Below are 25,140 nucleotides of genomic sequence, written 5' to 3' on the forward strand. Positions count from 1 at the left end.
CGACACCGGCATTCACCTTCAAGTTCACAGATAGGGTGTGCAGGCCGCGGTTTTAAGGGCCGCGGCCTGCGTCATTTCATACCGCCTTAGCGTTTTGATACGTCGACATAGTCGCGCGTGGTCGCACCAAGATACAACTGGCGCGGACGGCCGATTTTCTGGTTTGGATCGCCCAGCATCTCTTTCCACTGCGAAATCCAGCCAACGGTGCGCGACAGCGCGAAGATCGGCGTGAACATCGAAGTCGGGAAGCCCATCGCCTCAAGAATGATGCCGGAATAGAAATCGACGTTGGGATAAAGCTTCTTCTCAACGAAATATGGATCTTCAAGCGCGATGCGCTCCAGTTCCTTGGCGACCTTGAGCGTCTCGTTATCCTCGATGCCCAGAAGACCCAGCACCTCGTCAGCGCTTTCTTTCATGACTTTCGCGCGCGGGTCGAAGTTCTTGTAAACGCGGTGGCCAAAGCCCATCAGGCGGAATGGGTCGTTTTTGTCCTTGGCGCGGGCAACGTATTCGGGGATGCGGTCCACCGTGCCGATTTCGCGAAGCATTTCAAGGCAGGCCTGGTTGGCGCCACCATGTGCAGGCCCCCAAAGGCAAGCGATGCCAGCGGCGATACAGGCGAACGGGTTGGCACCCGACGACCCCGCCAGACGCACGGTCGAAGTCGACGCGTTCTGTTCGTGATCGGCATGCAGTGTGAAGATGCGGTCCATCGCTTTCGACAGGATCGGGTTCACCTCGTATTCCTCGCACGGGACTGCAAAACACATGCGCAGGAAGTTCGAGGCATAATCCAGATCGTTCTTCGGATAGACGAAGGGCTGACCGACCGAGTATTTGAACGCCATGGCGCAGATTGTGGGCAGCTTGGCGATCATGCGGATCGCGGCAACTTCACGCTGCCACGGGTCATTCACATCGGTCGAGTCGTGATAGAAGGCAGACATCGCGCCCACCACGCCGGTGATGATCGCCATCGGGTGCGCGTCACGGCGGAAACCCGAGAAGAACTTGATCATCTGCTCGTGCACCATCGTGTGGTTGGTCACGCGGCTTTCGAAGTCGATTTGTTCGGCTTCGGTCGGCAACTCACCGTATAGCAATAGATAACACACTTCGAGGTAATGCGATTTCTCGGCCAGTTGGTCGATGGGATAACCGCGATACAACAGCTCGCCCTTGTCGCCGTCGATGAAGGTGATGGTCGAATCGCAGCTTGCCGTCGAGGTGAAGCCCGGATCGTAGGTGAACACATCGCCTTTGGCATAGAGTTTTCGAATGTCGATCACGTCGGGCCCTGCCGTGGGCGAATATATCGGCAGATCCAGCTCTTTGTCACCAAAGATGAGCTTTGCAGTTCCGGTTGGTTTGGCCATCTTGTCTATCCCTTCGTGTTCGAATCTTACCGCGCCGACCCCGGACGGATCGGTCGCGTTTGCTTATTCTATTCGCTTGCGTCCTCAAGGCGCGCAACAGATTCTTCGCGTCCTAGAACAAGCATCATATCGAAAACGCTGGGGGTCACGGCGCGACCGGCAAGGGCTGCGCGCAACGGTGCAGCCAGTTTGCCAAATTTGGTCCCGTGAGCTTCTGCAAGCCCGTTCAGGATCCCTTCCAGCGTGTTGCGGTCCCAGCTAGCATTTTGCAGCTGCGGCGTCAATTCTTTCAGTATACCACGGGATACTTCATCTAGGGACTCTGCCGCTTTCCCGTCCTGCTCAATGGGGCGAGTGGCAGTTGCAAATCTCGCTTTTTCAAGGAGTTGAGGGAATGTCTTCGCGCTCGTTTTTAGCACGTACATTGCATCTGTCAAAAGTTGACGTTGCTGCGGCTGCAAAGGGATTTGCCCCGTTGCGGCTAAAAAAGCCTCAAGCTCGGCCATCACCTCGGCATCGTTCATCGCAGCAAGATGTTGCCCCGATAGATTGTCCAACTTCTTGAAGTCGAACCGCGCCGGGCTTTTGCCGATTCCCGTCAGGTCGAACCACTCCAATGCCTGCGCATCTGTGAAGTATTCGTCATCCCCGTGGCTCCATCCCAGACGCGCCAGATAGTTGCGCATTGCGCGGGGGGGGTAGCCCATCGCCTGATATTCCTCGACCCCCAGCGCGCCGTGACGTTTGGACAGCTTTTTGCCGTCGGGACCATGGATCAGCGGAATATGCGCCCAGACCGGCACGTCCCACCCCATGGCCTGATAGACAAGTTGCTGGCGTGCGGCATTGTTCAGGTGATCATCCCCCCGAATGGCATGGGTCACACCCATGTCGTGATCGTCGACAACAACGGCCAGCATGTAGGTGGGCGTGCCATCGGATCGAAGGCAAATCATGTCGTCCAGTTGATCATTGCGGATCGTGACATCACCCTGCACCTGATCGCGGATCACCGTCGCACCGTCGCGCGGTGCTTTCAGGCGGATCACATAGGGCGCGTCCGGATGGGACGCGGGATCGGCATCGCGCCACGGCGATTGATACAATGTCGATTTTCCGTCGGCGCGGGCAGCATCGCGGAAGGCCTGAATTTCGTCCTGCGTGGCAAAGCACTTATACGCATGGCCGTTCGCCAGCATCTCGTGCGCCACTTCGGCGTGGCGGTCGGCGCGGTCGAATTGGCTGATCACCTCGCCGTCGTGATCCAGACCCAGCCATGCCAAACCCTTCAGGATCGCCGCGGTCGCTTCGGGGGTGGAGCGCGCGCGGTCTGTATCCTCGATCCTCAGCAGGAATTTCCCACCACGGCCACGGGCATAAAGCCAGTTGAACAGGGCAGTGCGGGCACCCCCGATATGTAGATATCCGGTGGGCGAGGGGGCGAAACGGGTGACGATCTGGTCGGTGGTCATGTGACGTTAACCTTTTGGAAACCATGCTGGCGTTACTCAGGTGTCAACGCGTTTGGTGCGCGATGAACCGTGGGCCTGGGGGCGAGGGGTCGATGACACCGCTCGGCTCAAGCCTGTCCCGACAGGCTTTACGCAAAAGGGAGGCCGTGAACAAGGGTGCTGGTCCATAAGTTCCTGATCCGGATCGAAGAAGAGCGGGGGCGCTTGCTGCACTGGGCACCGCTGTTCATGGGATCGGGCATTGGCCTATATTTCGGGCTGATGACCGAACCGACGGTGCCGGTCTATGTCGGACTGACCGCGTTGATTGTGATCTGCGCCGTGATCGCCCGGATCTGGCCGTGGGGGATCGGACCTCTGGCCACCGCCATCGGGTTGATGGCATTCGGCGTCAGTCTTGCGGGTGCGCGGGCGCATTACGTGGCCGAACCGGTGCTGGGTTTCCGCTACTACGGCCCTGTTGAGGGTCGCATCGTGAACATCGACCGATCGCAGTCTGATGCGGTGCGTCTGACGCTGGATCAGGTGCGGTTGGATGATGTCAGCCCGGCCAGCCGCGCGACCATGGTGCGCGTCTCTCTGCACGGGGATCAGCGTTTTCTCGACCCCGCCATTGGCCAGCGCATCGCATTGACCGCACATCTGTCCGGCCCCAACGGCCCTGTCGAACCCGGTGGCTTCGATTTTCAACGCATGGCGTGGTTTCGCGGCATCGGGGCGGTCGGCTATACTCGCGTTCCTGCACTTTTGCTCAGCCCACCCGAGCCGGGGGTCAACCTTGCGGTCTCGCGTATGCGGCAGGCAATCTCGGCCTGGGTGCGGGGCGTTTTGCCGGGGGAAACCGGTGCTTTTGCCGCCGCGATCACAACCGGCGACCGATCCGCCATGGGGCGACCGACGATCGAGGCGCTGCGGGCGTCGAACCTTGCCCACCTGCTGGCGATCTCGGGACTGCATATGGGACTGCTCACCGGGTTCATCTTTCAGGCGACGCGTATGCTTCTGAGCTTGTGGCAGGGCGTGGCCCTGCGGTTTCCGATCAAGAAACTGGCCGCCTGTGTGGCAATCCTGTCTGGCGGATTCTATCTGGCCCTGTCGGGCGGTAATATCGCAACGGAACGCGCATTCATCATGGTCGCGACCATGTTCGTCGCCATCCTGTTCGACCGCCGCGCCCTTTCGCTGCGCGCCGTGGCAATGGCGGCAATCATCGTCATGACCCTGCATCCCGAGGCCCTGGCAGAACCCGGTTTTCAGATGTCTTTTGCCGCCACAACCGCACTGGTGGCGGTGTTTGGCTGGCTCAGGGACAGAACGCGGGATGACCGTGCGTGGCGGGCCCCCAAATGGGCCCGTCCGGCGCTTGCGGTGGTGATTTCGTCCTTTGTGGCGGGGCTGGCAACTGCGCCTTTTGGGGCCGCACATTTCAACCAGGTCAGCCATTTCGGCCTGTTGGCCAATCTTCTGTCGGTGCCGGTCATGGGCGCGTTGATTATGCCGTTGGCGGTGCTGGCGGCACTGTTGTCGCCCATCGGGCTGGGATGGTTGCCGCTGAAACTGATGGGGCCAGCGATTGACTGGATCATCGGCGTTGCGCGGTTCGTGTCCTCGCTGGATGGGGCAACCGGGCAAATCCCTGCTCCGCCGGACGCGGTGCTGCCGCTGGTCGCTGTGGGAGGTATCTTTGCCACGCTGTTGAAGTCACGCGCGCGGTGGGTGTCACTTGTGCCGTTCGCCATCGCCACGCTGCTGTGGTCACAGGTTACGCGCCCCCCGGTTCTGATCAGCGCCACGGGCGGGCTGGTTGGGGTGATGACCAAGGACGGGCGCGCCTTGTCAAAGCCGCGTGGTGAAAGCTTCGCCGCGCTGTCCTGGTTGGAGAATGACGGCGATCCGGCAGATCAGGAAACAGCCTTCGCCCGCACCGGGTTCACCGGCGCCAAGGGAAAGATGCGCGCCGCGTTGGCAGGCGCAACGCTGATCCACCTGACCGGGCGCGGCGCCGGGGATCGCGTGACCGATGCCTGTGCCTCGGCCGATCTGGTGGTGCTGTCCGGAAAAGTGACCATACCCGCCCCGCCGGGTTGTGTATTGCTGGACCGTGCCGGCCTGGCCAAGACGGGCGCGGTCGCGTTGTGGCCAGATACCGGGCGGTTCATTGTCGAAACTGCCCGCGCAAAATCCGGCGACCGGCTATGGACCCGCTGACACGCAAGCGTGTTGCCCGCCACGCCCAAAGGCCCTAGCTTTCCTGCAAAGGAGCAGGAAATGGTCGAAACAGCCGGACGTATCACCCTTTGGGGTGTCGAAGTTTTTGTCGCAGCCGCCGACGAACGGTCGATCTCGATTGCGGCCCGCAGACTAGGGGCCAGCCCATCTTCGGTCAGCCAGCAACTGACCAATCTCGAGACCGCGCTGGGCACGACACTTCTGGATCGATCCGCCCGCCCGATGAACCTGACCCCTGCCGGGGCGCTGTTTCTGAAACGCGCGCAAGCCATCCTGAACGAGGCCGAACAGGCCCGCGCCGAATTGGCGCTGGGGGCAATGTCACAATTGTCGCGCTTGCGGCTGGGCATGATCGAGGATTTCGACGCCGATGTGACCCCCCGCCTGTTGTCTGAGCTTGCGGGCGACATGCAATCCACTCGTTTTCTTCTGGAAACCGGCGCGTCTCATCGGTTGCATGACCAGCTGGATGCCCGCGCGCTGGACGTGATTATTGCGGCAGACACGGGCGCGTCGGCGGACTGGATGGAGGTTCACGCGCTGATGGAGGAGCCCTTCGTTGCCGCAGTTCCAAGAGGCGTGGCCGACACGGCGGACCCCACCCAAACCCTGCGCGATCTGCCACTGGTGCAATACACAGCACGCCATCACATGGGGCGTGTGATCTCAGACCATCTGGCGCGACAGAATATTCACCTTCACAACCGGTTTGAACTGGACAGCTATCACGCGATCATGGCGATGGTGGCGGCAGGCGCAGGCTGGACGATCATCACACCGTTGGGCTTTTTCCACGCCCAGAGGTTCCGCGCGCAGACCGAATTGATCGAACTGCCTTTCGCCCCGATCACCCGCCGGATCAACCTGACCGCGCGCGAGGGCGTGTTGGGCAACTTGCCGCACGACATGGCGGCCCGTGCCCGGACGATCCTGACGGACATGATCGTGGACCCCGCCGCGCAATCCTATCCGTGGTTGCGCGACAAGCTGGTGGTGCTTTAGGCGGCGTTCGTCTTGGCTGACGGCGCTTTGACATCAGCTGCCGCTGCCACCAACGCATCGGCGATGAAATCCAGATCGGGCCTTTTCAGACGCACCGGCAGGCGGGTGTCACAGGCACGCATCAACATGTCGCGGGTTTGCGGCAGTTCGCCTTGATCGCCGATGAAATGCCAGTTCCAGAACGCACGCGCGTTATCCGTGCTCATCCCGAACACCTGCACCGAGACACCGCGTCGTTTCGCGGCATTCTGAAAGGCGCGGGTGTCATCGTCGCTCATTCCGACGAGGTTGAACTGGATGGAATCAGGCGCGCGGGTTTCCGGGGGCAGGGGGGCGGGCACGTCGATCCACGGGCTTTGGTTCAGCCGGTCAGCCACGTAATCGTGGTTCTTCAACCCATCCCTAACCCTGCGCTGCAATTCGTCCAGTTGGGGCCGAATGACCGCTGCCGACAGGTTCGACAGGCGCGTGTTGTAAAGCGGCAATTGGTTCTGCCAGCGCGCAAAAGCATCTTGCAGGGCCGAAGTGTTGTCACCGCGCGGGCCTTTGTGTTTTTTCCAGTTGTGTTCGTAAGCGCCCGACATGATGACCGCACGGGCGATCAGGTCGGCATCGTCAGTGATCAGGATCCCGCCTTCGCCCGCATTCAGCATCTTGTAGGACTGGAACGAGAAACAACCAATCTTGCCGATGGTCCCGATCTTGCGCCCGTGCCACAGCGTGCCCAGTGAATGGGCCGCATCCTCGATCACCGGCACACCGGCGGTGTCGCACAGCGCCATGATGGCATCCATGTCGGATGTGTGCCCGCGCATGTGGCTTATGATCACGGCCTTTATGTCGCCGGTCAGCTTGGCGGCGAAATCCTCCATGTCGATGCGGTAATTGTCTTTGACGTCGACCAGAACCGGCTGGCAATCGGCATGGACGACCGCGCTTGGCACGGCGGCAAAGGTGAAAGCCGGGATTAGAACCTTGGTGTCGCGCGGTAAGTCCAGTGCCTTGAGTGACAAAAACAGCGCGGCCGAACAACTGGCGACGGCCAGCGCGTATTTCGCGCCCATCATCTCGGCAAATTCGGCTTCCAGCAGGCTGACCGGGGCATCTTCGGGTGCCGTATAGCGAAACAGATCGCCCGATTGCAAAAGCCGGTCGATCTCGGCGCGGGCGGCTTCGGGGATGGGTTCAGCGTCATAGACGTTGGGGGCAAGGGTCAAAGTCGGCTCCTGCTCATGTGGACGAGAATCGGGTCAATTTCGATTTGCCGAAACTCTTCTTCGGATAATCCGTAGATGAATCCTCCCCGAAAAACCAGAAAAATGTGCTTATAAATGGAATCCGAACACAGACCCGCCGATGGCCGTTCAGCCACGCAAAGGGTTGAGGCACCCAGTTTCCCGAAGCCCCCGCCTTATCTTACACGTTCAAAAGCAGATGTTCGCGTTCCCATGGGCTGATGACTTGCAAGAACTCGTTGTATTCAGCCTTCTTCACGATGGAATAGACGCGTGCGAATTCCGGACCCAGAACCTCGTGCAAGCTCGTGGCCTCGTCAAACAGCTCCAGCGCATAGCCCAAATCGCGGGGGATATCCTCTTCCCCCTGATAGGCGTCGCCCCGGAACTGTGGCGTCGGGCGTTTTTCTTCCATCAGGCCAAGATAGCCAGCGGCAAGGCTGGCAGCGATCCCAAGATAGGGGTTGCAGTCCATCCCCGCGATGCGGTTTTCAACGCGCCGCGCCTTGGGTGAGGACAGCGGCACGCGGATACCTGTTGTGCGGTTGTCGCGGCCCCATTCCAGGTTGATCGGTGCCGCGTTGTCTTTCACATAGCGGCGATAGCTGTTCACATAAGGTGCCAGCACCGCCACTGCGCTGGGCAGGTGGTTCTGCATCCCGGCGATGAAGTGGAAAAACGCGTCTGTATCGCCCCCTTGAGGTCCGGCAAAGATATTCTCGCCGGTTTTGCGATCCAGCACCGAATGGTGAATGTGCATGGCGGATCCCGGCTCTTCGGCAATCGGCTTGGCCATGAACGTGGCAAAGCAATCGTGGCGCAGCGCGGCCTCGCGGATCAGACGTTTGAAATAGAACACTTCGTCGGCCAGCTTGATCGGGTCGCCGTGGATCAGGTTGATCTCCAGCTGGCCCGCGCCACCTTCTTGTGTGATGCCGTCAATCTCGAACCCCTGCGCTTCTGCGAAATCATAGATGTCGTCGATTACCGGGCCGAACTCGTCAACAGCGGTCATTGAATAGGCCTGACGCGCCGCCGCCGGGCGACCGGATCGGCCCATCATCGGTTTGATCTTCTCGGCCGGGTCGAGGTTGCGGGCGACCAGATAGAACTCCATCTCGGGCGCGACGACCGGCTCCCACCCTTGCGCGTGATACAGATCAACCACCCGCCTCAGCACGTTGCGGGGGCTGTAGGGGATGGGAGCTTTCTTGCGGTCATAGGCGTCATGGATCACCTGCAACGTCCAGTCGCCCGTCCACGGCGCGGCGGTGGCGGTGGACATGTCGGGCACCAGCGTCATGTCGCGTTCGATGAACCCTTCATCGCCAGCGGCTTCGCCCCAGTCGCCGGTGATTGTCTGATAAAACACGCTGTCGGGCAGGTGGAAATAGTCCTGCCGGGCGAACTTGCCCGCTGGCACGGCCTTGCCGCGCGCAATGCCAGGCAGGTCCGAGACGATACATTCAACCTCGTCGAGGCGTTTGCCATCCAGATAGGCCCGCGCGGCTTCGGGCAGATCGTCCATCCAGGCATTGGTGTCTGTTATTGACGTGTCCATTACCTGTCTCCTTTGTTCAGGATATCTGCCATTTGATCTGCGAATTTGTCGGCGTCAATGACTTGCGCCAGCCCGTCTTCTGCGTGGGACAGGACATCATCCGATATGTTGCCGCGGCCCCGGTATTTGATCAAAGCGTCGATCATCTGGGCCGTGAATTCCGGATGAGGCTGGATCGTCATGATCTTGTCGCCGATCATCAGCCCTGCATTTTCGCAAAAGTCGTTCGACGCAAAGACCCGCGCGTCTTCGGGCAGTTTGACCACCTGGTCCTGATGCCAGGCGTTCAGCGCGATCTTTTCGCCGTTGATGTCATAGACCTGACGTCCCACGGCCCAGCCGCCATCGAACTTCTCGACCTTGCCGCCAAGGGCCTGCGCGATGATCTGATGGCCAAAGCACACACCCACAAGGGGCAGGTTCGCATCGCGAATGTCGCGGATCAGCTCTTCCAGCGGGGGGATCCAGTCGTGATCCTCATAAGCGCCGTGTTTCGACCCTGTGATCAGCCAGCCATCTGCCGCGCCGGGGCCGTCGGGAAACTGGTTGTCCACCACGCTGTAGATTGTGAAGTCATAGCCATGCCCGTCCAGAAGCCGGGTGAACATCTGGCCATAATCGCCCAGATCGTCACGCACTTCATCAGGGGAGTGGCCGGTTTGTAGGATACCGATCCGCATGAATCACCGAATTTGATCAAATTATGGATTGGACACTAACCGAGCCAATGTGCCGGGGCAAGAGGGGAAATCGGCGGATGGGCGTGCCACCGTCGCGGGTTGGTGGCTATCGCATCATGGTGCGCATGAAACCGGGACGTCGGATGACCGCTTGCGGCAAATGCCGGTTCAACCGCTTTCCAACCTGACCGAAAATCGTGATCACCGTCAGCGTCAGCAGGATGAAGAACCCGGCCAGAATGGGATAGGGCACGAATGGGTTGAACGTTTTGTCGGCAAAATAGCTGGCGTAATACAACGCATCGCCGCGTTGCCCCCACACCGGAAAGCCCGAGAAGAACACCAGCGCAGTCGCGTGGAACAGAAAGATCGCTTCGTTCGTATAGGCGGGCCAGGCCAGCCGCAACATGGATGGCCAGACGATCCGGGTGAACCGGGTGCGCCCGCTGATGCCATACGCATCCGCCGCCTCAAGATCACCCTTGGGAATGGATTGCAGCGCGCCATAAAAGATCTCGGCGGTATAGGCGGTGGTGTTCAGGAACAGAACCAGCGTCGCCCCCAGCCAGGCGGAGGTGAAGGGCGCAAAGAGCGGCACGCTTTGTTTCAGAACCACAAAAACCGCATAGGCAAAGAACATCTGAATGAACAGGGGCGAGCCGCGAAACACATAGATGAAGAAATCAGCCGGTTTGCGTATCCACACATTCTGGCTGTTCTTGGCCAGCGCCATGCCGGTGGCGGCAAAGAACCCCAGCACGATGGCAATCAGGCCGAAATAAATGTTCCAGATCATTCCCGACCCGATCAACGTCACCTGTTCGCACAGGGTGAAATCTTCGCGCGGCAGCAGACGTTCGCCAATCCCGACCGAACGCAGGGCATAATCCTGAATGGTTTGAAGGCAGCTCATTGTGCGGCCTTTCGCTGGGCTTCACCGGCAGCGGTGGCCTGTCCATGTGACAGGCGTCGCGTGATGCGTTTGAAAATCCGTTCGCTGACGGATGTCAGCATCAGATAGAACACGAGCAGCCCAAAGAAATAGATCGCGTGCCAATTGCCATGGGGATAATCGGAAAAGCGCGCTGTCTTGGTGCCGCCAAGCTCGCGTGCCCAATAGACGATATCTTCAACCCCAAGAAGGAACAGAAGCGGCGTGGCTTTCACAAGGATCATCCACAGGTTCGACAGGCCGGGCAGGGCGAAGATCCACATCTGCGGCACAAGGATACGCCAGAAGGTTTGGCGCGAGGTCATGCCATAGGCTTCGGCAGTCTCTAGCTGGGCGTGGGGCACCGCGCGCATCGCGCCATACAGCACATTGGCCGCAAACGCGCCGAAGACGATAGAGAAGGTCAGAACCGCGAGTGAAAAACCATAGACCTCGTGCACCCATTGCGGGCTGGTGGACAGGGGCAGTTTGGCCTGCGTGCAGACAACGAAGTCGCTGCCCTGGCGGATCGGTTCAGACCAATCGGGACATTTGACCTTGTGGCGCAGATATTCAAAGGCTTGGTCCAGAGCGATGACGAAAAACATGAAAAAGGCGATGTCGGGAACACCACGCACAATCGCCGTGTAGGTTTTGCCCAGCAGACTCAGCGGCAAGAACCGCGAGCGAGCGGCGGACGCGCCGGCAAAACCAAACAAGAGCGCAACCGGTGCCGTGATCAAGAGCAACGCGATGACCGTCAGGAAGGACAAGTAAAAGGCCATGTGCTTGCCTGTGGACAGGTAGCAGCTAAGCCAGGTCAGGCCCTCAAGTGTTGACGGGTCGGTGCAGTAGGAAAACATTGCGATTACCGATTGGGGTTGCCCGGGTGTGCCGGTCTGGTCGAACCGCACGGGCAAAAAATGGCCCGCACGACACACGCGCGGGCCAAAGGTTCAGATTATTACCACTGCGAAGAAACTTCCCACTTGGCAATCATCTCGTTCAGAGAACCGTCGTCCTTCATGGACTGGATCGCTGCGTCGAAGGTGTCACGCAGTTCGGCATCGCTTTCACGGAAACCCATTCCGACACCGCCGCCAATGGCTTCCATCCGCTCCAGCATCACCAAGCCGTCCGAGCCGACCATCGTGTCAAGATAGCTCTTGTCGGCAAGAACTGCATCCGCTTCACCGCTCTTCACCGCCGCGACGGTTTCTTCGGGGGTCGGGAACTCGACCACGGTCCAGCCCTGTTCGGCAACGAATGCGGCCTGAATGGTGGTCGCCTGCGCCGCGATCACGCCGCCTTCAAGGTCCACATCCGGCGACATGGCAAGATAGGCGGAAGGATCTGGTGGGGTGTAGGGCTGGGTGAAGTCGATGACTTCGTCGCGTTCATCGGTGATCGACATGCCCGCGATGATCGCGTCATAGTTGCCCGACACGAGGTTCGGGATGATCGTGTCCCATTCGTTCTTGACCCATTCACAGGTCAGGTCGGCGCGTTTGCACAGCTCGTCGCCCAGTTCGCGTTCGAAGCCGTCAATCTCGCCGGCATCGTTGACAAAGTTCCACGGTGCATAGGCGCCTTCGGTGCCAAGACGCACGGTCTTGTCGCTTTGGGCCATCGCGAAACCTGCCGAGATCGCGAGAGCCGCGGTCGAAAGGATCAGCTTTTTCATAAGTTAACTCCCTTAAAGTGTTGGTTTTCTTGGTTTTTCAAATCAGCCGGGTTGGGTGGCCGATAGAAACTGTTGTAGCCGTTCGCTTTTCGGCGATCCGAACAGCGTTTCGGGTGGGCCTTCTTCTTCAATCAGACCTTGATGCAAGAAGATGACGTGGTCCGACACATCTGCCGCCAACCGCATATCGTGGGTCACGATCACCATGGTGCGTCCTTCGGTGGCCAAATCCTTGATGACCCTGACCACCTCTTGCTCCAACTCTGGATCAAGGGCCGATGTCGGCTCGTCAAACAAAAGCGCCTTCGGTTCCATGCACAGAGCGCGCGCGATGGCGGCACGTTGTTGCTGCCCGCCGGACAGTTGCGCGGGCCAGACATCGCATTTGTCGCCAATGCCAACTTTCGCCAGATAGGCGCGGGCTTTTTCCTCGACCTCGGCCTTGTTCCGGCCCAGCACCGTCACTGGGGCTTCCATCACATTTTGCAGGATGGTCATGTGGGACCAGAGGTTGAACTGTTGAAACACCATCGACAGGTTGGTGCGGATTCGTGTGACTTGCGCGCGGTCAGCGGGGTGCCGGTGCAAAGCATGGCCGCGCCATTTGATCGGTTCACCTTCAAACAGGATTTCCCCTTGCTGGCTGTCCTCAAGCAGGTTTGCACAGCGCAGAAGTGTGGATTTGCCCGAACCCGACGACCCGATCAGCGACACAACATGCCCACGCTCGGCGACCAGATCGACCCCTTTCAGGACTTCAAGAGCCCCGTAACTTTTGTGAAGGTCACTGATCTGGATCACAGGCGTGGCTGTGGAGGAGTTTTGGGCAGCGTTGTCTAGTGGCACTTGGAAGCCTAGTTGTGAAACAAGTGGTGTGACACCGGAGTAGGGCGCATATTCGCCTGAATTGCAACGGCGAAAAGGCGGGGAAGTAACGTAAATCCGGGCGGATCGGCGGTCAGGCAAGGCATATTGTGCATGGCGATCCGCGACGTGCGCGTTACGGTTGAACCCTCAGTCCGACGCAAATGCGCGCACTGGGTCGCGAAGTGGGCACCGCGCCAAGGGGTGGTTCCATAGATTGCACAGATCAGGTGCCGCCGCCGGTGATTTCCTGCGTGGCCCGAAGACGAGCCTCGTTGCTTTGCAGATCCGTGATGCCAAGAAAGCGTGGGATCATCCGCATCAACGCATCCTCTTCCATCGTGCGCACACCATCGGCCAGCACCACGGACCACGCCGCTTCGATTACGGCAATCCGGTCGTCCAGCGGCACACCATCCTTTACCGCATTGGTAAAACGCACAGTGTCGGGGGCAGCAGCTTCGGTCTGTTCGGCTTCATGTCGCAATGCGGCGGCTGCGTCGGGTGTTAAACCGTAGCGGCGGGACAGGATGCGCGTGATCTCGTCAATTTCGGTCGCGCCATAGGCATTGTCAGATCGCGCCAGTCGCACCAGAAGGGCGGCAATGGCCAGCCGCGCGTCATCCTTGTCCAGCGGACTGGGGTCGGGTTGGCTGAGTTTCGACAATAAGGATCGGATCATGACGCTAACCTAAGACACCCATCTTAAAATGCCAGCCCGGATTGCCCATCGCGGATCACAAGCGTGTCAAGCGACATCATGCGTTCCTCATCGGGATCAGACCAGCCGCTCAATGTCTTTCGCCGCACGAACGAAATCAGCAAACAGCGGCGCCGGATCAAAGGGTTTTGACTTCAGTTCCGGGTGGAACTGCACACCGACGAACCAGGGATGATCTTTCCATTCAACGATTTCCGGCAGCCGACCATCCGGCGACATGCCCGAGAAATGCAATCCGCATTCCTCCAGTTGTTTGCGGTATTTGGTGTCGACTTCATAGCGATGGCGGTGGCGTTCTTCGATGGTCGTCGCGCCATAGATTTCGGCAACCTTCGATCCGTCGGCCAAAGTCGCGGTATAGGCGCCCAGCCGCATCGTGCCGCCCTTGTCGTCCGAGACTTTGCGTTTGACCTTGTAATTACCCTGCACCCATTCCTTCAGGTGATAGACGACGGGGGTAAAGCGGGTTTCTCCGGCTTCGTGGTCGAATTCCTCCGATCCAGCATCCTCGATGCCCGCCACGTTGCGCGCGGCTTCGACCACTGCCATCTGCATCCCCAGACAAATGCCCAGATAAGGGATCTTGCGTTCACGGGCGAACTGTGCGGCCTTGATCTTGCCTTCGGTGCCACGCTCGCCGAACCCGCCGGGGACAAGGATCGCATGGAAACCTTCCAGATAGGGTGCCGGGTCTTCCTGCTCGAACAGTTCCGCATCCACCCATTCCAGTTTCACCCGCACACGGTTGGCCATGCCACCATGCATCAGGGCTTCCTTGATTGATTTATAGGCATCCTCAAGCTGGATATACTTGCCGACCACCGCCACGCGCACTTCGCCTTCGGCGTTGTGGATGCGGTCTTCAACATCCTCCCAGCGGCGCAGATCAGGTTTGGGGGCGGGGGCGATCTGGAACGCGTCCAGCACGGCCTGATCCAACCCGACATTGTGGAACGCCATGGGCGCCTCATAGATCGACTTCAGGTCATATGCAGGTATCACAGCGTCAAGGCGGACGTTACAGAACAGCGCGATCTTGGCACGCTCTTTTTCCGGGATAGGATGCTCGGCGCGACAGACCAGCACATCTGGCGCGATGCCGATCGAGCGCAGTTCCTTCACCGAGTGTTGGGTGGGCTTCGTCTTCAATTCGCCCGAGGCCGCCAGATAGGGCAGCAGGGTGAGGTGCATGAAAATACACTGACCACGCGGGCGTTCCTGGCTGAACTGACGGATCGCTTCAAAGAAGGGCAGGGCTTCGATATCGCCGACCGTGCCGCCGATTTCACACAGCATGAAGTCAACTTCATCATCACCGATTTCAATGAACTCTTTGATTTCATTGGTGACATGCGGAATTACCTGAATCGTTTTGCCCAGATAGTCGCCGCGTCGCTCTTTTTCCAACACATTGGTATAGATGCGGCCCGACGAAACGGAATCGGTGGCGCGCGCCGCCACCCCGGTAAACCGTTCGTAATGCCCAAGGTCCAGGTCGGTTTCCGCCCCGTCATCGGTGACGAACACCTCGCCATGTTCAAACGGGCTCATCGTGCCGGGATCGACGTTCAGGTAGGGGTCGAGTTTGCGCATCCGCACCGAATAGCCGCGCGCCTGCAACAAGGCACCCAAGGCAGCGGCGGTCAGTCCCTTGCCCAATGAAGAAACCACACCGCCGGTGATGAAAATGTAACGTGCCATGCGTCAGGCTGCCCCCGTGAAACCGGCGCCTCTGCGCCTTTGGATTTTGGTTTTCGAACTCTGCGTGCGGCCACGAAAAAAGCCCCGGCGAATCCGTTGTCCACGGGATTAAAGACATAATCGATTCCGGTCCCCCGCGCAACCAGATCGCAAGATGATGGGGCGGAAAATCCGCCCTGCCTCAAGGTCTTGTGGGTATCAGTCCGCGCGGGGCGGGGTCAGGCTGTCATCCGCGCTACTCGGAGGCAGCAGGTCGGACACGTCAGGCGTGACAGGTGCGTCGGGGCTTGCGGCACCGTCAACGGCAGGGGCTTCGATCCCCAGCGTATCCACAACCGAACTGTCAGCCGAGTTCTTCGCCGCAATCACCGTCAGGGTGATCGAGGTGCCGAGAAACGCAATGGCAAAGACCCAGGTCAGTTTGCCCAACGCGGTGGCTGCTCCGCGTGATGACATTACGCCACCACCACCGCCACCGCCACCGCCGATGCCCAAACCGCCACCTTCCGAGCGCTGCAAAAGCACGATCCCGATCAGGCCAAGGGCCAGGATCAGGTGAATGACGAGGATGACGTTTTCCATAAGGGACGCTTCCGTGGCTGGGGGTTCGTTCAATCTGCGGGGCTATGTAGGGGAAAAGCCGAAGGGGTGCAAGAAGCGTGGCGCCTCATTATGTGAATACTTCCCGCGTTTATCCGTTCACATGCGGATTACGGGTTTCACACAAAGGCATGTGCGGCTATGACCCTAGCGGGTTTTCTTTGAGACAGGAAATAGATCATGGCCAATGTAGTCGTCGTAGGTGCCCAGTGGGGCGATGAGGGAAAGGGCAAGATCGTTGACTGGCTCAGCGAACGTGCCGATGTGATCGCGCGCTTTCAAGGCGGCCACAATGCGGGCCATACGCTGGTTGTGGACGGCAAGGTCTATAAGCTGCACGCCCTGCCGTCCGGTGTCGTGCGCGGCGGGAAATTGTCGGTGATCGGCAATGGTGTCGTGCTGGATCCCTGGCATCTTTTGACCGAGATCGAAACGATTACCGGGCAAGGGGTCGAGATCTCGCCGGATACGTTGATGATTGCCGAAAACACGCCGCTGATATTGCCGTTCCACGGTGAATTGGATCGCGCGCGGGAAGAGGCGGCATCGAAAGGCACCAAGATCGGCACCACCGGGCGCGGCATCGGCCCGTGCTACGAAGACAAGGTGGGGCGTCGTGCCATCCGCGTCGCCGATCTGGCTGATGAGGTCACGCTTGAAACCCGCGTGGACCGTGCCCTTCAGCACCACGACCCGCTGCGCAAGGGATTGGGGATCGCCCCGATTGACCGGGACGCCCTGATCGCCCTTCTGAAAGAAGTGGCCCCGAAAATTCTGCGTTTCGCAGCCCCGGTCTGGAAAGTGTTGAATGAAAAGCGCAAAGCGGGCAAACGTATTTTGTTTGAAGGGGCGCAGGGTGCACTTCTGGACATCGACTTCGGCACCTATCCGTTCGTCACCTCGTCGAACGTGATCGCCGGGCAGGCAGCCACGGGCGTGGGCATCGGCCCCGGTTCGATCGACTATGTGCTGGGTATCGTGAAAGCATACACCACCCGTGTGGGCGAAGGTCCGTTCCCAACCGAGTTGGACGATGATGACGGCCAGCGCCTTGGCGAACGTGGCCATGAATTCGGCACCACGACCGGGCGCAAACGCCGCTGCGGCTGGTTCGACGCGGCGCTGGTGCGCCAGACCTGTGCGACCTCGGGTGTGTCGGGCATTTCGCTGACCAAGCTCGACGTTTTGGACGGGTTCGAAACGCTGAAAATCTGCGTCGGATACGAGCTGGACGGCAAGCGGATGGACTATTTGCCGACCGCGGAAAACGAACAGGCCCGCTGCGCGCCAATCTACGAAGAAATGCCGGGCTGGTCCGAAACGACCGAGGGCGCGCGCAGTTGGAACGATCTGCCCGCCAACGCGATCAAATATGTGAAACGCGTGGAAGAGCTGATCGACTGCCCCGTCGCCCTTCTGTCCACCAGCCCGGAACGGGACGACACCATTCTTGTCACCGACCCGTTCGCGGATTGATCGACAATGGCATTGGGATACAAAGCACGTAAGCGCCTGTCTTTGCTGGTTTTACTGGTGGGGTTGCCACTATACATTCTTGTGGCGGTGAAGGTGGTCAGCCTGTTTGACCGCCCGCCGATCCTAATGGAGCTGCTGGTCTATATCGTGCTTGGTTTTTTGTGGATGATCCCGCTGCGAAAGGTGTTTCTGGGCGTGGGCAAGCCCGACCCGGATGCCGATCCGGACAGCTATCCGCATGATCCGGTGGACGCCGAGGAGGAGAAGCGCGGCACAAAGAAATAACGAACTATCCGCCAAGCCCCTAAAACAAAAGCACGACCCCTAAGGGGCCGTGTTTTTTTAGTTAAATTTTAACAGGTTAGGCTGATTGGCGTCCGCTTTCATCGGTTGCGTCGCCTTCCGCAAGGGCAAAGCGGCCCGGTGCAATCTTGCTGATACGACCTTCACGCAACAGACGACCAAACGCGCGCAAGGCTTCTTCGCGCGAGATGCCACCATTGACGTTCAGCGCGACGACCAACCGCATCACATGCGGGCGGCTGAACTGCGGCATTCCCTGAACTTTCGTGGCATAGGTGGCAGCAGCCTCCATCAAGCCCGTCATGTCCGAGGCATCGGCCCCATTCACATAGGCCGCGAACCCATCCTGAGAGGGGTCTGCCGAGACGGCACCGAAGGTTTTGCCGGCACCATCAACAGGTGCCTGCCCGGCGACGGTTTCCGCCTTGCTGCCGGGTTTGCGGCTGACACGGCGCGGGCGCACGATCCGCACGGCCTTGTTGCCCTTTGCATCGGTGTCCGCGTCTTCATCGGTATCGCGAATGGCATCGACGCGCTGCTCTGACACCAGAACCAGCGGGGCCATACGCAACGAATTGCCCTTCGACTCGGTGTTTTCGGGACGCTTCGGGCGGACGGCGCGGGCCAGGTCTTCGCGATACGGGTCTTCTTCGTGTTCTTCGTCCTCGACCTCACCGGCATCTTCATCAGCGCGTTTTGCTTGCACGGCGGCTTTCAGATGTTCGATCGAGTTGCGGCGGCGCGAAACTTCCTGGCTGTCCATCTTGTCGTTGGTTTCAGCCAGAATCCGGTTCAAAGTCTCGTCGCTTTGATCGGCGGCGCCGTTGTCAAACACCTGCTCGCGACGTTCGCGGCGCGCTTCGGTTTTGACCTCGTGGTCAATCATGTTCAGCAGTTTCAGGGTCGAGTGATCGTTCTGATCGCCGTCGTCGGGGCTCCCGTCATCCTGTTCTGCGTCATCAGAGTCCAGAACGGTCGCGTCTTCCACGTCTTTCGGTGTAACGGTCAGTTCTTCAACGCCATCCTCGCGCCGCATCCGCTTCACACGCACAACACGATTGACGGGGCGCAAAGCCTCTGGTTCGTCGTCGAAGGTGTTTTCCAGAACATTGGTGACGCCGTCTTCGATGTCCAGATCAGCATCGTCTTCATCGTCATAGCTGGCGTCCGCTTCGGCCACGTCTTGGTCGGCCTGATCGCCTTGTGCATTCAGTTGGGACAGAATGGCGTCAACATCTTCATCTGTGTCAGTACGGACGCTGGCATCCGCGCTCAGAACCAACGGACCATCTGTGGATGAGGCTTCGTCAGAGACCTCTTCAGTTGCGTCCGGCTGTGCGTCTGCTTCCTGTGCTTCGTCCTGATCAACCGTGGCGTCGATGACGGCGCTTTCCGCCGCAACGTCTTTCTTGTCGGCGTCATAAAACGGCTCGACATCCGGGTCGTCCGAGAAATCGTCCAAGCTGGCGTCGTTTGCAACGGCGCGAATACGATCCAGCTTTGCTTCCGCACTGTCATCGTCCAAATCGGCCGGGGCGTGCGTGGCGGCTTCTTCCGCCATATGTTCAAAATTGTCGTGTTCCGCATTGCCAGCGTTTTCGGTGGCGTCCTCGGCGACCGGTTGGTCCGCGTCTTGCTTGACCTCTGCATGACGATCTTCAGCGGGAGCTTCTTCTGCCGGGGCAGCTTTTTCTGTCTCTGCGGCTTCGGCAGTGTCTTCTTCGGCCGCTTCGTCTGCCGGAGTGTCCGCCTGATCTTCTGCATCATCATTCAGCAGCGCCTGACCGGCCACCACCGTGGCTCCGGTCTTGGTCACAGCAGGCAGGGCCGAGCCTTCCTGACGCAGAACAACTCCATCGTCCTCCACCCGAGCCTGAACGCGTTTCTGAATTTCGCGTTCGGCAATACGGTGAAGCACCTCGGCATCCGGCGTCGGGGGTTCCGCACCGAAATAGCGGTCATCCGCTGCCAGATCGCGAAAATACTCCGCGATGGACTTCATGGTGCCAAATGGCTCGTCGAATCCTTCAAGCGTGCACGAAAAAGTGCCATAGGATACAGTGAGGATTTTGCTGTTGCTCACCATTGATAACTCACTTTCTCCTCCGAAACTGCGCAGGTATACACCACCCTACATCGTTCCGGGAACTTAAACAAAGCCGTGAAAACCACGGTATTTTTTCCGGACAAGTCCGTTCTTAAAATCAGATTGGGAGACAATTGTGTCCATAATGAGATATTTTCGTCAATTTTCCCACAATGTGACTTTGCTGGGCGGCGGTGCTGTGAATCCGGCGACACTTTCGCACTGTCTGAGCCTTGCGCCAGAGCTTGTCGCGGCGGATGGCGGTGCGGATCAGGCGTTGGAAATGGGGCATGTGCCCGTGGTCGTGGCCGGCGATATGGATTCGGTGTCGGACCGGGCGCGCAAGGTGATCGGTGCGGATCGGTTCGTTGACACCCCGGACCAGAATCGCACGGATTTCCACAAAACGCTTGATCTGATCGACGCGCCGGTGGTCCTGGGGGTCGGGTTCATGGGCAAGCGGCTGGATCACGAACTGGCCTGCTATAACACCTTGGTGCGGCTGCCGGAAAAGCGGGTCATACTGGTAGGCGAGGTGGACATTTGCTTCCATCTGTCCGCGCCGCTTACAATGTCGTTGCCCATTGGCACCCGGTTTTCGCTGTTTCCCATGGCCAAGGTGAAAGTGAGCGGCACAGGCCTGGTCTGGCCGGTGGAAGATCTTGAAATGTCGCCTTGGGGTATGATCGGCACATCGAATGAAACCAACGCGACGAAAGTTACCGTCGAGGCTGATGGCCCTGGTCTTCTGGTGATCCTGCCGCGCGCCCAATTGACCGATGCCATTGCGGTTTTGACCCCGCCTAAAGCCTAGCAGTTCGGGACGTTCACGGCCAAACCGCCAAGGGACGTCTCTTTATACTTTTCCGACATGTCCTGCCCGGTTTCGAACATCGTCTTGATGCAGGCATCCAGTGGCACAAGATGGGTGCCATCGCCGCGCAGGGCCAGTGACGCGGCAGACACCGCCTTGATCGCGCCAAGCCCGTTGCGCTCGATACAAGGCACCTGCACAAGCCCGCGCACGGGGTCGCAGGTCAGACCCAGATGGTGCTCCAAAGCAATCTCGGCGGCATTTTCAACCTGCATCGGCGTGCCGCCCATCACGGCGCACAGCCCGGCGGCGGCCATGGCGCTGGCCGATCCAACCTCGGCCTGACACCCCGCTTCCGCGCCAGAAATAGATGCGTTGTGTTTCACGATCCCGCCAATCGCCGAAGCTGTCAGAAGAAATTCATGCACCCGCGACGGCACCGCGCCCGGCACATGATTCAGCCAATAACGAACAACCGCGGGCAAGACCCCCGCCGCACCGTTGGTCGGGCTGGTTACAACCTGCCCACCTGCGGCGTTTTCTTCATTCACCGCCATGGCATAGACGCTCATCCAATCGTTGATGATATGCGGGGCGGACAGGTTCATCCCCTGTTCCGCCATCAGGCTGTCATGGATCGCCTTCGCGCGGCGGCGCACCAGAAGGCCACCCGGCAGGATTCCATCCTGCGCCAATCCGCGGTCAATGCACCGGTTCATCGCATCCCAAATCCGGTCCAGCCCTTCGGCAAGCGCGGTTGGACCCATGTGTTCCAACTCGTTTTCGCGCTTCATATCGGCGATGGATTTGCCGGACTCTTGGGCCATCTCAAGCATCTGGGCGGCAGTGTCGAATGGATAGGGATGCCGCTTGGCATCGCGCACGTCCAACACCGCCTCGCGTGCCTGTTCGGCTTCGGTCACGACAAAGCCGCCGCCGATGGAATAGTAAGTCTCGCGCACCACCACATCGCCCTGAGCGTCAGTGGCCATCAGTTGCATCCCGTTGGCGTGACCCGGCAGGGGCGTTTCATAATCGAAGATCAGGTCGGTCTTTGGGACAAAGGCCAAGGTGCCCAATCCCACAGGACTGACAGTGCCGGTGCGGTCGATCTCGGCCAACGTGGCTTCGGCGCTGATGTGGTCATAGCTGTCAGGCAGAAAACCGGCCAGGCCAAGAATGGTTGCCCGATCAGTCGCGTGACCCACTCCGGTAAAGGCAAGCGACCCGTGCAAAGAGGCGCGCAATCCCTGCACCTTGAAGGGTTGGGCGCGCAGATGGTCCAGAAATCGCCCCGCTGCGACCATTGGGCCCATGGTATGGGATGAACTGGGGCCGACCCCGATTTTGAACATGTCAAAGACAGACAGGAACATTGTGACCTCGTTCGATTGCAGGTTGGATCAGATTGATCATTTCACACCGGGATGTCAGCGCAAAAGCGACGCTTTTTGCTTCAGTCCGGCCGGGTCAGCACAAAAGCTGCCCCTGCGCCCATCAAAACAGCCTGCGCCAGCAATACCAGCGGTGGCGCGCCAAGGATCAGCGATACGACGAACACCAGTGCCATCATGAAAACCGCAAGTGTTTTCGCCCGTGGCGAGATCGCGCCACGCTCTTCCCAATCCTTGATCGCGGGGCCGAAATGGGCGTGGTCGATCAACCATGCGCGCGCTTTCGGGCTGCCTTTGCCAAACGCGAAGGCGGCCACAAGTAGAAAAGGCGTGGTGGGCAGGACGGGCAGGATGACCCCGATCAGTCCCAGCGCCACTGCGCTCCAGCCCAACACAATATAGACATATCTGCTCATCCTGAGGGAAGTCGCCCTTGCCAGAAAATCGTTGCGTCAGCTTTGGGCGATGCCGGGGCGAATGTCCACCCGGCGGCAGGAAGGCGAAATTCGGCAACGTGCTGCGTTCCCTCTCGCCTCCCCCGGTCATGCGTTTTATAACGCTGACAACTCGAAACATGTGCCACAAGGGGAATCGCTGCCATGTCCGGAGAACTTTCACCCATCGACACCGCCAAATTCGTCGCTGCCAAGCGGGCAGTTCAATATGTAGAAGACGGAATGCGCGTGGGGCTGGGCACCGGGTCCACCGCCGCCTGGATGGTGCGTTGCCTGGGCGAACGTGTTCGCAGCGAGGGGCTGAAGATCACTGGCGTGCCCACCAGCACCCGCACCGCCGAACTGGCGCGGCAGGTGGGGATCGAGGTGACAACGCTGGACGAGGCGAAATGGCTGGACCTGACCATTGATGGCACCGATGAATACGACCCGGATCTATGCCTGATAAAAGGGGGCGGCGGCGCGCATCTGCAGGAAAAGATCGTCGCCACGGCCTCGGACCGGATGGTGGTGATTGCCGATCCCACCAAAGGGGTCGACATGCTGGGTGCCTTCCCGCTGCCAATCGAGGTGATTCCCTTTGGCCTTCAAGCCACCAAGGGGCTGGTCGAAGAGCTGTTGGCCGCGATGGACGTTCTGGACAGCAAGGCCGTGCTGCGCGAAAAGGGCGGTGTTCCCTTCGTAACCGACGAAGGCAATCACATCGTAGACCTGCACCTGAAACGTATTCAGGATCCGCGCAAGCTGTCCATGGTGCTGAATCAGGTGCCGGGCGTGGTCGAGAACGGGTTGTTCATCGACATTTGCGACGCGGTGGTCATCGGCCATGGCGATGGCCGGGTCGAGGTGATCGACATCAACGAAGGCACCCACGAAGAAGAGCGGATCGAGTTCGCAGACAGCGCGAATATTTTCGCAGATATTTGATCCCTCTGGCTATCTGTGGCGCAGGCTCGCTGCGCGCAAACGTGAACCATGTGACATAACTGGCTCTGGAAGTCCGACGGCGTTGCCCATAGCTTCTGCCGCAATGTGATTTGCGCCCTGACGATATGGTCGGGGCTGGAAAGGCGAATGGATATGAGCGGATTTGACTATGACCTCTTTGTGATTGGTGGCGGATCGGGCGGCGTGCGCGCGGGTCGCGTGGCGGCCGAAAGCGGCGCCAAGGTCGCGCTGGCGGAAGAGTTTCGCATGGGCGGCACCTGCGTGATCCGGGGTTGCGTGCCGAAAAAGCTGATGGTCTTTGCCTCGCAATTCGGTCCCGCTGCCGATGCGGCCCGTGCCTTTGGCTGGCAGAACAATGCGCGCGGCGATTTCGATTGGACCGGCACGTTCCGGCCCACGCTTCACGCCGAACTCGACAGGCTGGAAGGTATCTATACCAAGAATCTTGGCAACTCGGGTGCTGACATTTTCCATGCTCGGGCCACGATCAAGGATGCTCATACGGTCGAACTGTCGACGGGCGAGGCCTTCACAGCCAAGCATATTCTTGTGGCGACCGGCGGTCGGCCCTTCCTGCCTGACACACCCGGTGCGCAGGAATTGGGCATCACCTCGAACGAGGTGTTCAATCTGGACGATTTCCCCAAGCGGATTCTGATCGTTGGCGGCGGCTATATCGCCTGTGAATTCGCCTGCATCTTCAACGGGCTGGGCAGCCATGTCGCGCAGTGGTATCGCGGTGCGCAAATCCTGCGCGGCTTTGATGACGAAGTGCGCGGTTTTTTGGCCGAACATATTCACGAGCGTGGCGTCGATCTGCATGTCGGTCTTGAAGTTGAACAGATGGAGCGTCGTGATGGTGCCATACTGGTCACGGGCACGGATGGACGGTCAGAGATGTTCGATCAGGTGCTGTTTGCCACCGGGCGAACGCCCAATACAGACGGGCTTGGTCTGGAAGACGTGGGCGTCAAGCTGGGTCGCGGCGGTGAAGTGGTCGTGGATGACTACAGCCAGACCTCGGTTCCGTCGATCTATGCGGTCGGGGATGTCACGAACCGGATCAATCTGACCCCGGTCGCGATCCGCGAAGGGATGGCGTTTGTTGAAACTGTGTTCAACGGCAACCCGACCAAACCAGACCACGAAAACGTCGCTTCGGCGGTGTTTACGCAGCCAGAATACGGCACGGTTGGATTGTCGGAAGAGGACGCACGTGCCCGCGAAAAGATCGATGTCTACTGCGCCGCGTTCCGCCCCATGCAAAAAAGTTTCATTGGTATGAATGAACGCGTGTTGTTCAAGTTGGTCGTCAGCCAGGAAACCCAGAAGGTTCTTGGCTGTCATATTGTGGGTGACGGGGCAGGCGAAATGATCCAACTGGTCGCTATTGCCGTGAAGATGGGGGCCACCAAGGCAGATTTTGATCGCACGGTTGCAGTTCACCCGACCATGTCGGAAGAAATCGTGCTGATGAAGTCGCCCACGCGCAGCGATTAAGCCCCAATCCGATATCGAAATGCGAATGCACAGGAAATTCAACTCGAAACGGGGCGTATCGCCCCCTCTGTGCCTTGAAATCCGGCCCGCAAAGGGTCAGGT

Annotated in this window: 22 protein-coding genes; 7 read left to right on the forward strand and 15 right to left on the reverse strand. The window is 59.4% G+C overall.

Features of this window, described 5'->3' with window-relative positions; genetic code table 11:
• Positions 1–86: 86 nt before the first annotated feature.
• Positions 87–1,382, reverse strand: a complete 1,296-nt coding sequence (gene gltA / locus BMY55_RS06390; protein WP_091429254.1) for a citrate synthase — start codon at positions 1,380–1,382, stop codon at positions 87–89.
• 68 nt (positions 1,383–1,450) lie between these two features.
• Positions 1,451–2,854: a glutamate--tRNA ligase gene (gene gltX, locus BMY55_RS06395; protein WP_091429256.1), complete on the reverse strand. Its 1,404-nt coding sequence runs from the start codon at positions 2,852–2,854 to the stop codon at positions 1,451–1,453.
• 156 nt (positions 2,855–3,010) lie between these two features.
• On the opposite strand from gltX, the gene BMY55_RS06400 reads away from it, so the two are divergent.
• Both BMY55_RS06400 and BMY55_RS06405 read left to right on the forward strand, forming a co-directional pair.
• Positions 3,011–5,062, forward strand: a complete 2,052-nt coding sequence (locus tag BMY55_RS06400) for a ComEC/Rec2 family competence protein (protein ID WP_245744664.1) — start codon at positions 3,011–3,013, stop codon at positions 5,060–5,062.
• 60 nt (positions 5,063–5,122) lie between these two features.
• Positions 5,123–6,085: a LysR family transcriptional regulator gene (locus BMY55_RS06405; protein ID WP_091429258.1), complete on the forward strand. Its 963-nt coding sequence runs from the start codon at positions 5,123–5,125 to the stop codon at positions 6,083–6,085.
• Here the strand turns inward: BMY55_RS06405 and BMY55_RS06410 are convergent.
• The 10 genes from BMY55_RS06410 to secG form a co-directional block, all read right to left on the reverse strand.
• The gene (locus tag BMY55_RS06410; RefSeq protein WP_091429260.1) at positions 6,082–7,302 is read right to left on the reverse strand and encodes a DegT/DnrJ/EryC1/StrS family aminotransferase; all 1,221 of its coding nucleotides are present in this window, start codon (positions 7,300–7,302) and stop codon (positions 6,082–6,084) included. The genes BMY55_RS06405 and BMY55_RS06410 overlap by 4 nt on opposite strands.
• A gap of 199 nt (positions 7,303–7,501) precedes the next feature.
• Positions 7,502–8,881, reverse strand: coding sequence for a glutamine synthetase family protein (locus BMY55_RS06415; RefSeq protein WP_091429262.1), 1,380 nt, complete (start codon positions 8,879–8,881; stop codon positions 7,502–7,504).
• Complete coding sequence (locus BMY55_RS06420; protein WP_091429263.1) at positions 8,881–9,561, reverse strand: type 1 glutamine amidotransferase; 681 nt, start codon at positions 9,559–9,561, stop codon at positions 8,881–8,883. Before BMY55_RS06420 ends, BMY55_RS06415 begins: the two co-directional genes overlap by 1 nt.
• Before the next feature lie 106 nt (positions 9,562–9,667).
• The gene (locus BMY55_RS06425; RefSeq protein ID WP_091429264.1) at positions 9,668–10,474 is read right to left on the reverse strand and encodes an ABC transporter permease; all 807 of its coding nucleotides are present in this window, start codon (positions 10,472–10,474) and stop codon (positions 9,668–9,670) included.
• Positions 10,471–11,355, reverse strand: coding sequence for an ABC transporter permease (locus BMY55_RS06430; RefSeq protein WP_091432111.1), 885 nt, complete (start codon positions 11,353–11,355; stop codon positions 10,471–10,473). Before BMY55_RS06430 ends, BMY55_RS06425 begins: the two co-directional genes overlap by 4 nt.
• Positions 11,356–11,456: 101 nt before the next feature.
• Positions 11,457–12,176, reverse strand: coding sequence for a transporter substrate-binding domain-containing protein (locus BMY55_RS06435; protein ID WP_091429266.1), 720 nt, complete (start codon positions 12,174–12,176; stop codon positions 11,457–11,459).
• 42 nt (positions 12,177–12,218) lie between these two features.
• Positions 12,219–12,977: an ABC transporter ATP-binding protein gene (locus BMY55_RS06440; protein WP_177179302.1), complete on the reverse strand. Its 759-nt coding sequence runs from the start codon at positions 12,975–12,977 to the stop codon at positions 12,219–12,221.
• Between the two features lie 289 nt (positions 12,978–13,266).
• The gene (locus BMY55_RS06445; RefSeq protein ID WP_091429270.1) at positions 13,267–13,722 is read right to left on the reverse strand and encodes a tellurite resistance TerB family protein; all 456 of its coding nucleotides are present in this window, start codon (positions 13,720–13,722) and stop codon (positions 13,267–13,269) included.
• Between the two features lie 96 nt (positions 13,723–13,818).
• Positions 13,819–15,462, reverse strand: coding sequence for a CTP synthase (locus tag BMY55_RS06450; RefSeq protein ID WP_091429271.1), 1,644 nt, complete (start codon positions 15,460–15,462; stop codon positions 13,819–13,821).
• A 198-nt stretch (positions 15,463–15,660) separates the two neighbouring features.
• The gene (gene secG, locus BMY55_RS06455) at positions 15,661–16,044 is read right to left on the reverse strand and encodes a preprotein translocase subunit SecG (RefSeq protein WP_091429273.1); all 384 of its coding nucleotides are present in this window, start codon (positions 16,042–16,044) and stop codon (positions 15,661–15,663) included.
• Positions 16,045–16,242: 198 nt separating this feature from the next.
• On the opposite strand from secG, the gene BMY55_RS06460 reads away from it, so the two are divergent.
• Together BMY55_RS06460 and BMY55_RS06465 are read left to right on the forward strand one after the other, a co-directional pair.
• On the forward strand, positions 16,243–17,538 hold the full coding sequence (locus tag BMY55_RS06460; RefSeq protein ID WP_091429274.1) for an adenylosuccinate synthase: 1,296 nt from the start codon (positions 16,243–16,245) through the stop codon (positions 17,536–17,538).
• 6 nt (positions 17,539–17,544) lie between these two features.
• A complete protein-coding gene (locus BMY55_RS06465; protein WP_091429276.1) occupies positions 17,545–17,823 on the forward strand; it encodes a DUF2842 domain-containing protein in 279 nt (92 codons plus the stop codon).
• A gap of 76 nt (positions 17,824–17,899) precedes the next feature.
• Here BMY55_RS06465 and BMY55_RS06470 read toward each other — a convergent pair whose 3' ends face one another.
• Entirely contained in the window at positions 17,900–19,927 is a 2,028-nt protein-coding gene (locus BMY55_RS06470) for an RNA-binding protein (protein ID WP_091429278.1), read from the reverse strand.
• A gap of 145 nt (positions 19,928–20,072) precedes the next feature.
• Between BMY55_RS06470 and BMY55_RS06475 the strand changes: the two genes are divergently transcribed.
• Complete coding sequence (locus BMY55_RS06475) at positions 20,073–20,741, forward strand: thiamine diphosphokinase (protein ID WP_091429280.1); 669 nt, start codon at positions 20,073–20,075, stop codon at positions 20,739–20,741.
• On the opposite strand, the gene BMY55_RS06480 is transcribed toward BMY55_RS06475, so the two are convergent.
• Both BMY55_RS06480 and BMY55_RS06485 read right to left on the reverse strand, forming a co-directional pair.
• Complete coding sequence (locus BMY55_RS06480; protein WP_091429282.1) at positions 20,738–22,117, reverse strand: L-serine ammonia-lyase; 1,380 nt, start codon at positions 22,115–22,117, stop codon at positions 20,738–20,740. The genes BMY55_RS06475 and BMY55_RS06480 overlap by 4 nt on opposite strands.
• An 80-nt stretch (positions 22,118–22,197) precedes the next feature.
• Positions 22,198–22,551, reverse strand: coding sequence for a YbaN family protein (locus tag BMY55_RS06485; RefSeq protein ID WP_091429284.1), 354 nt, complete (start codon positions 22,549–22,551; stop codon positions 22,198–22,200).
• A gap of 183 nt (positions 22,552–22,734) precedes the next feature.
• On the opposite strand from BMY55_RS06485, the gene rpiA reads away from it, so the two are divergent.
• Positions 22,735–23,517, forward strand: a complete 783-nt coding sequence (gene rpiA / locus BMY55_RS06490; protein WP_091429286.1) for a ribose-5-phosphate isomerase RpiA — start codon at positions 22,735–22,737, stop codon at positions 23,515–23,517.
• A gap of 153 nt (positions 23,518–23,670) precedes the next feature.
• Positions 23,671–25,038 (forward strand): glutathione-disulfide reductase, encoded by a 1,368-nt coding sequence (gene gor, locus BMY55_RS06495; RefSeq protein WP_091432112.1) that lies wholly within the window; start codon positions 23,671–23,673, stop codon positions 25,036–25,038.
• The last annotated feature ends 102 nt before the right edge of the window (positions 25,039–25,140 follow it).

This window comes from Aliiroseovarius sediminilitoris (assembly GCF_900109955.1).
Taxonomy (GTDB): domain Bacteria; phylum Pseudomonadota; class Alphaproteobacteria; order Rhodobacterales; family Rhodobacteraceae; genus Aliiroseovarius; species Aliiroseovarius sediminilitoris.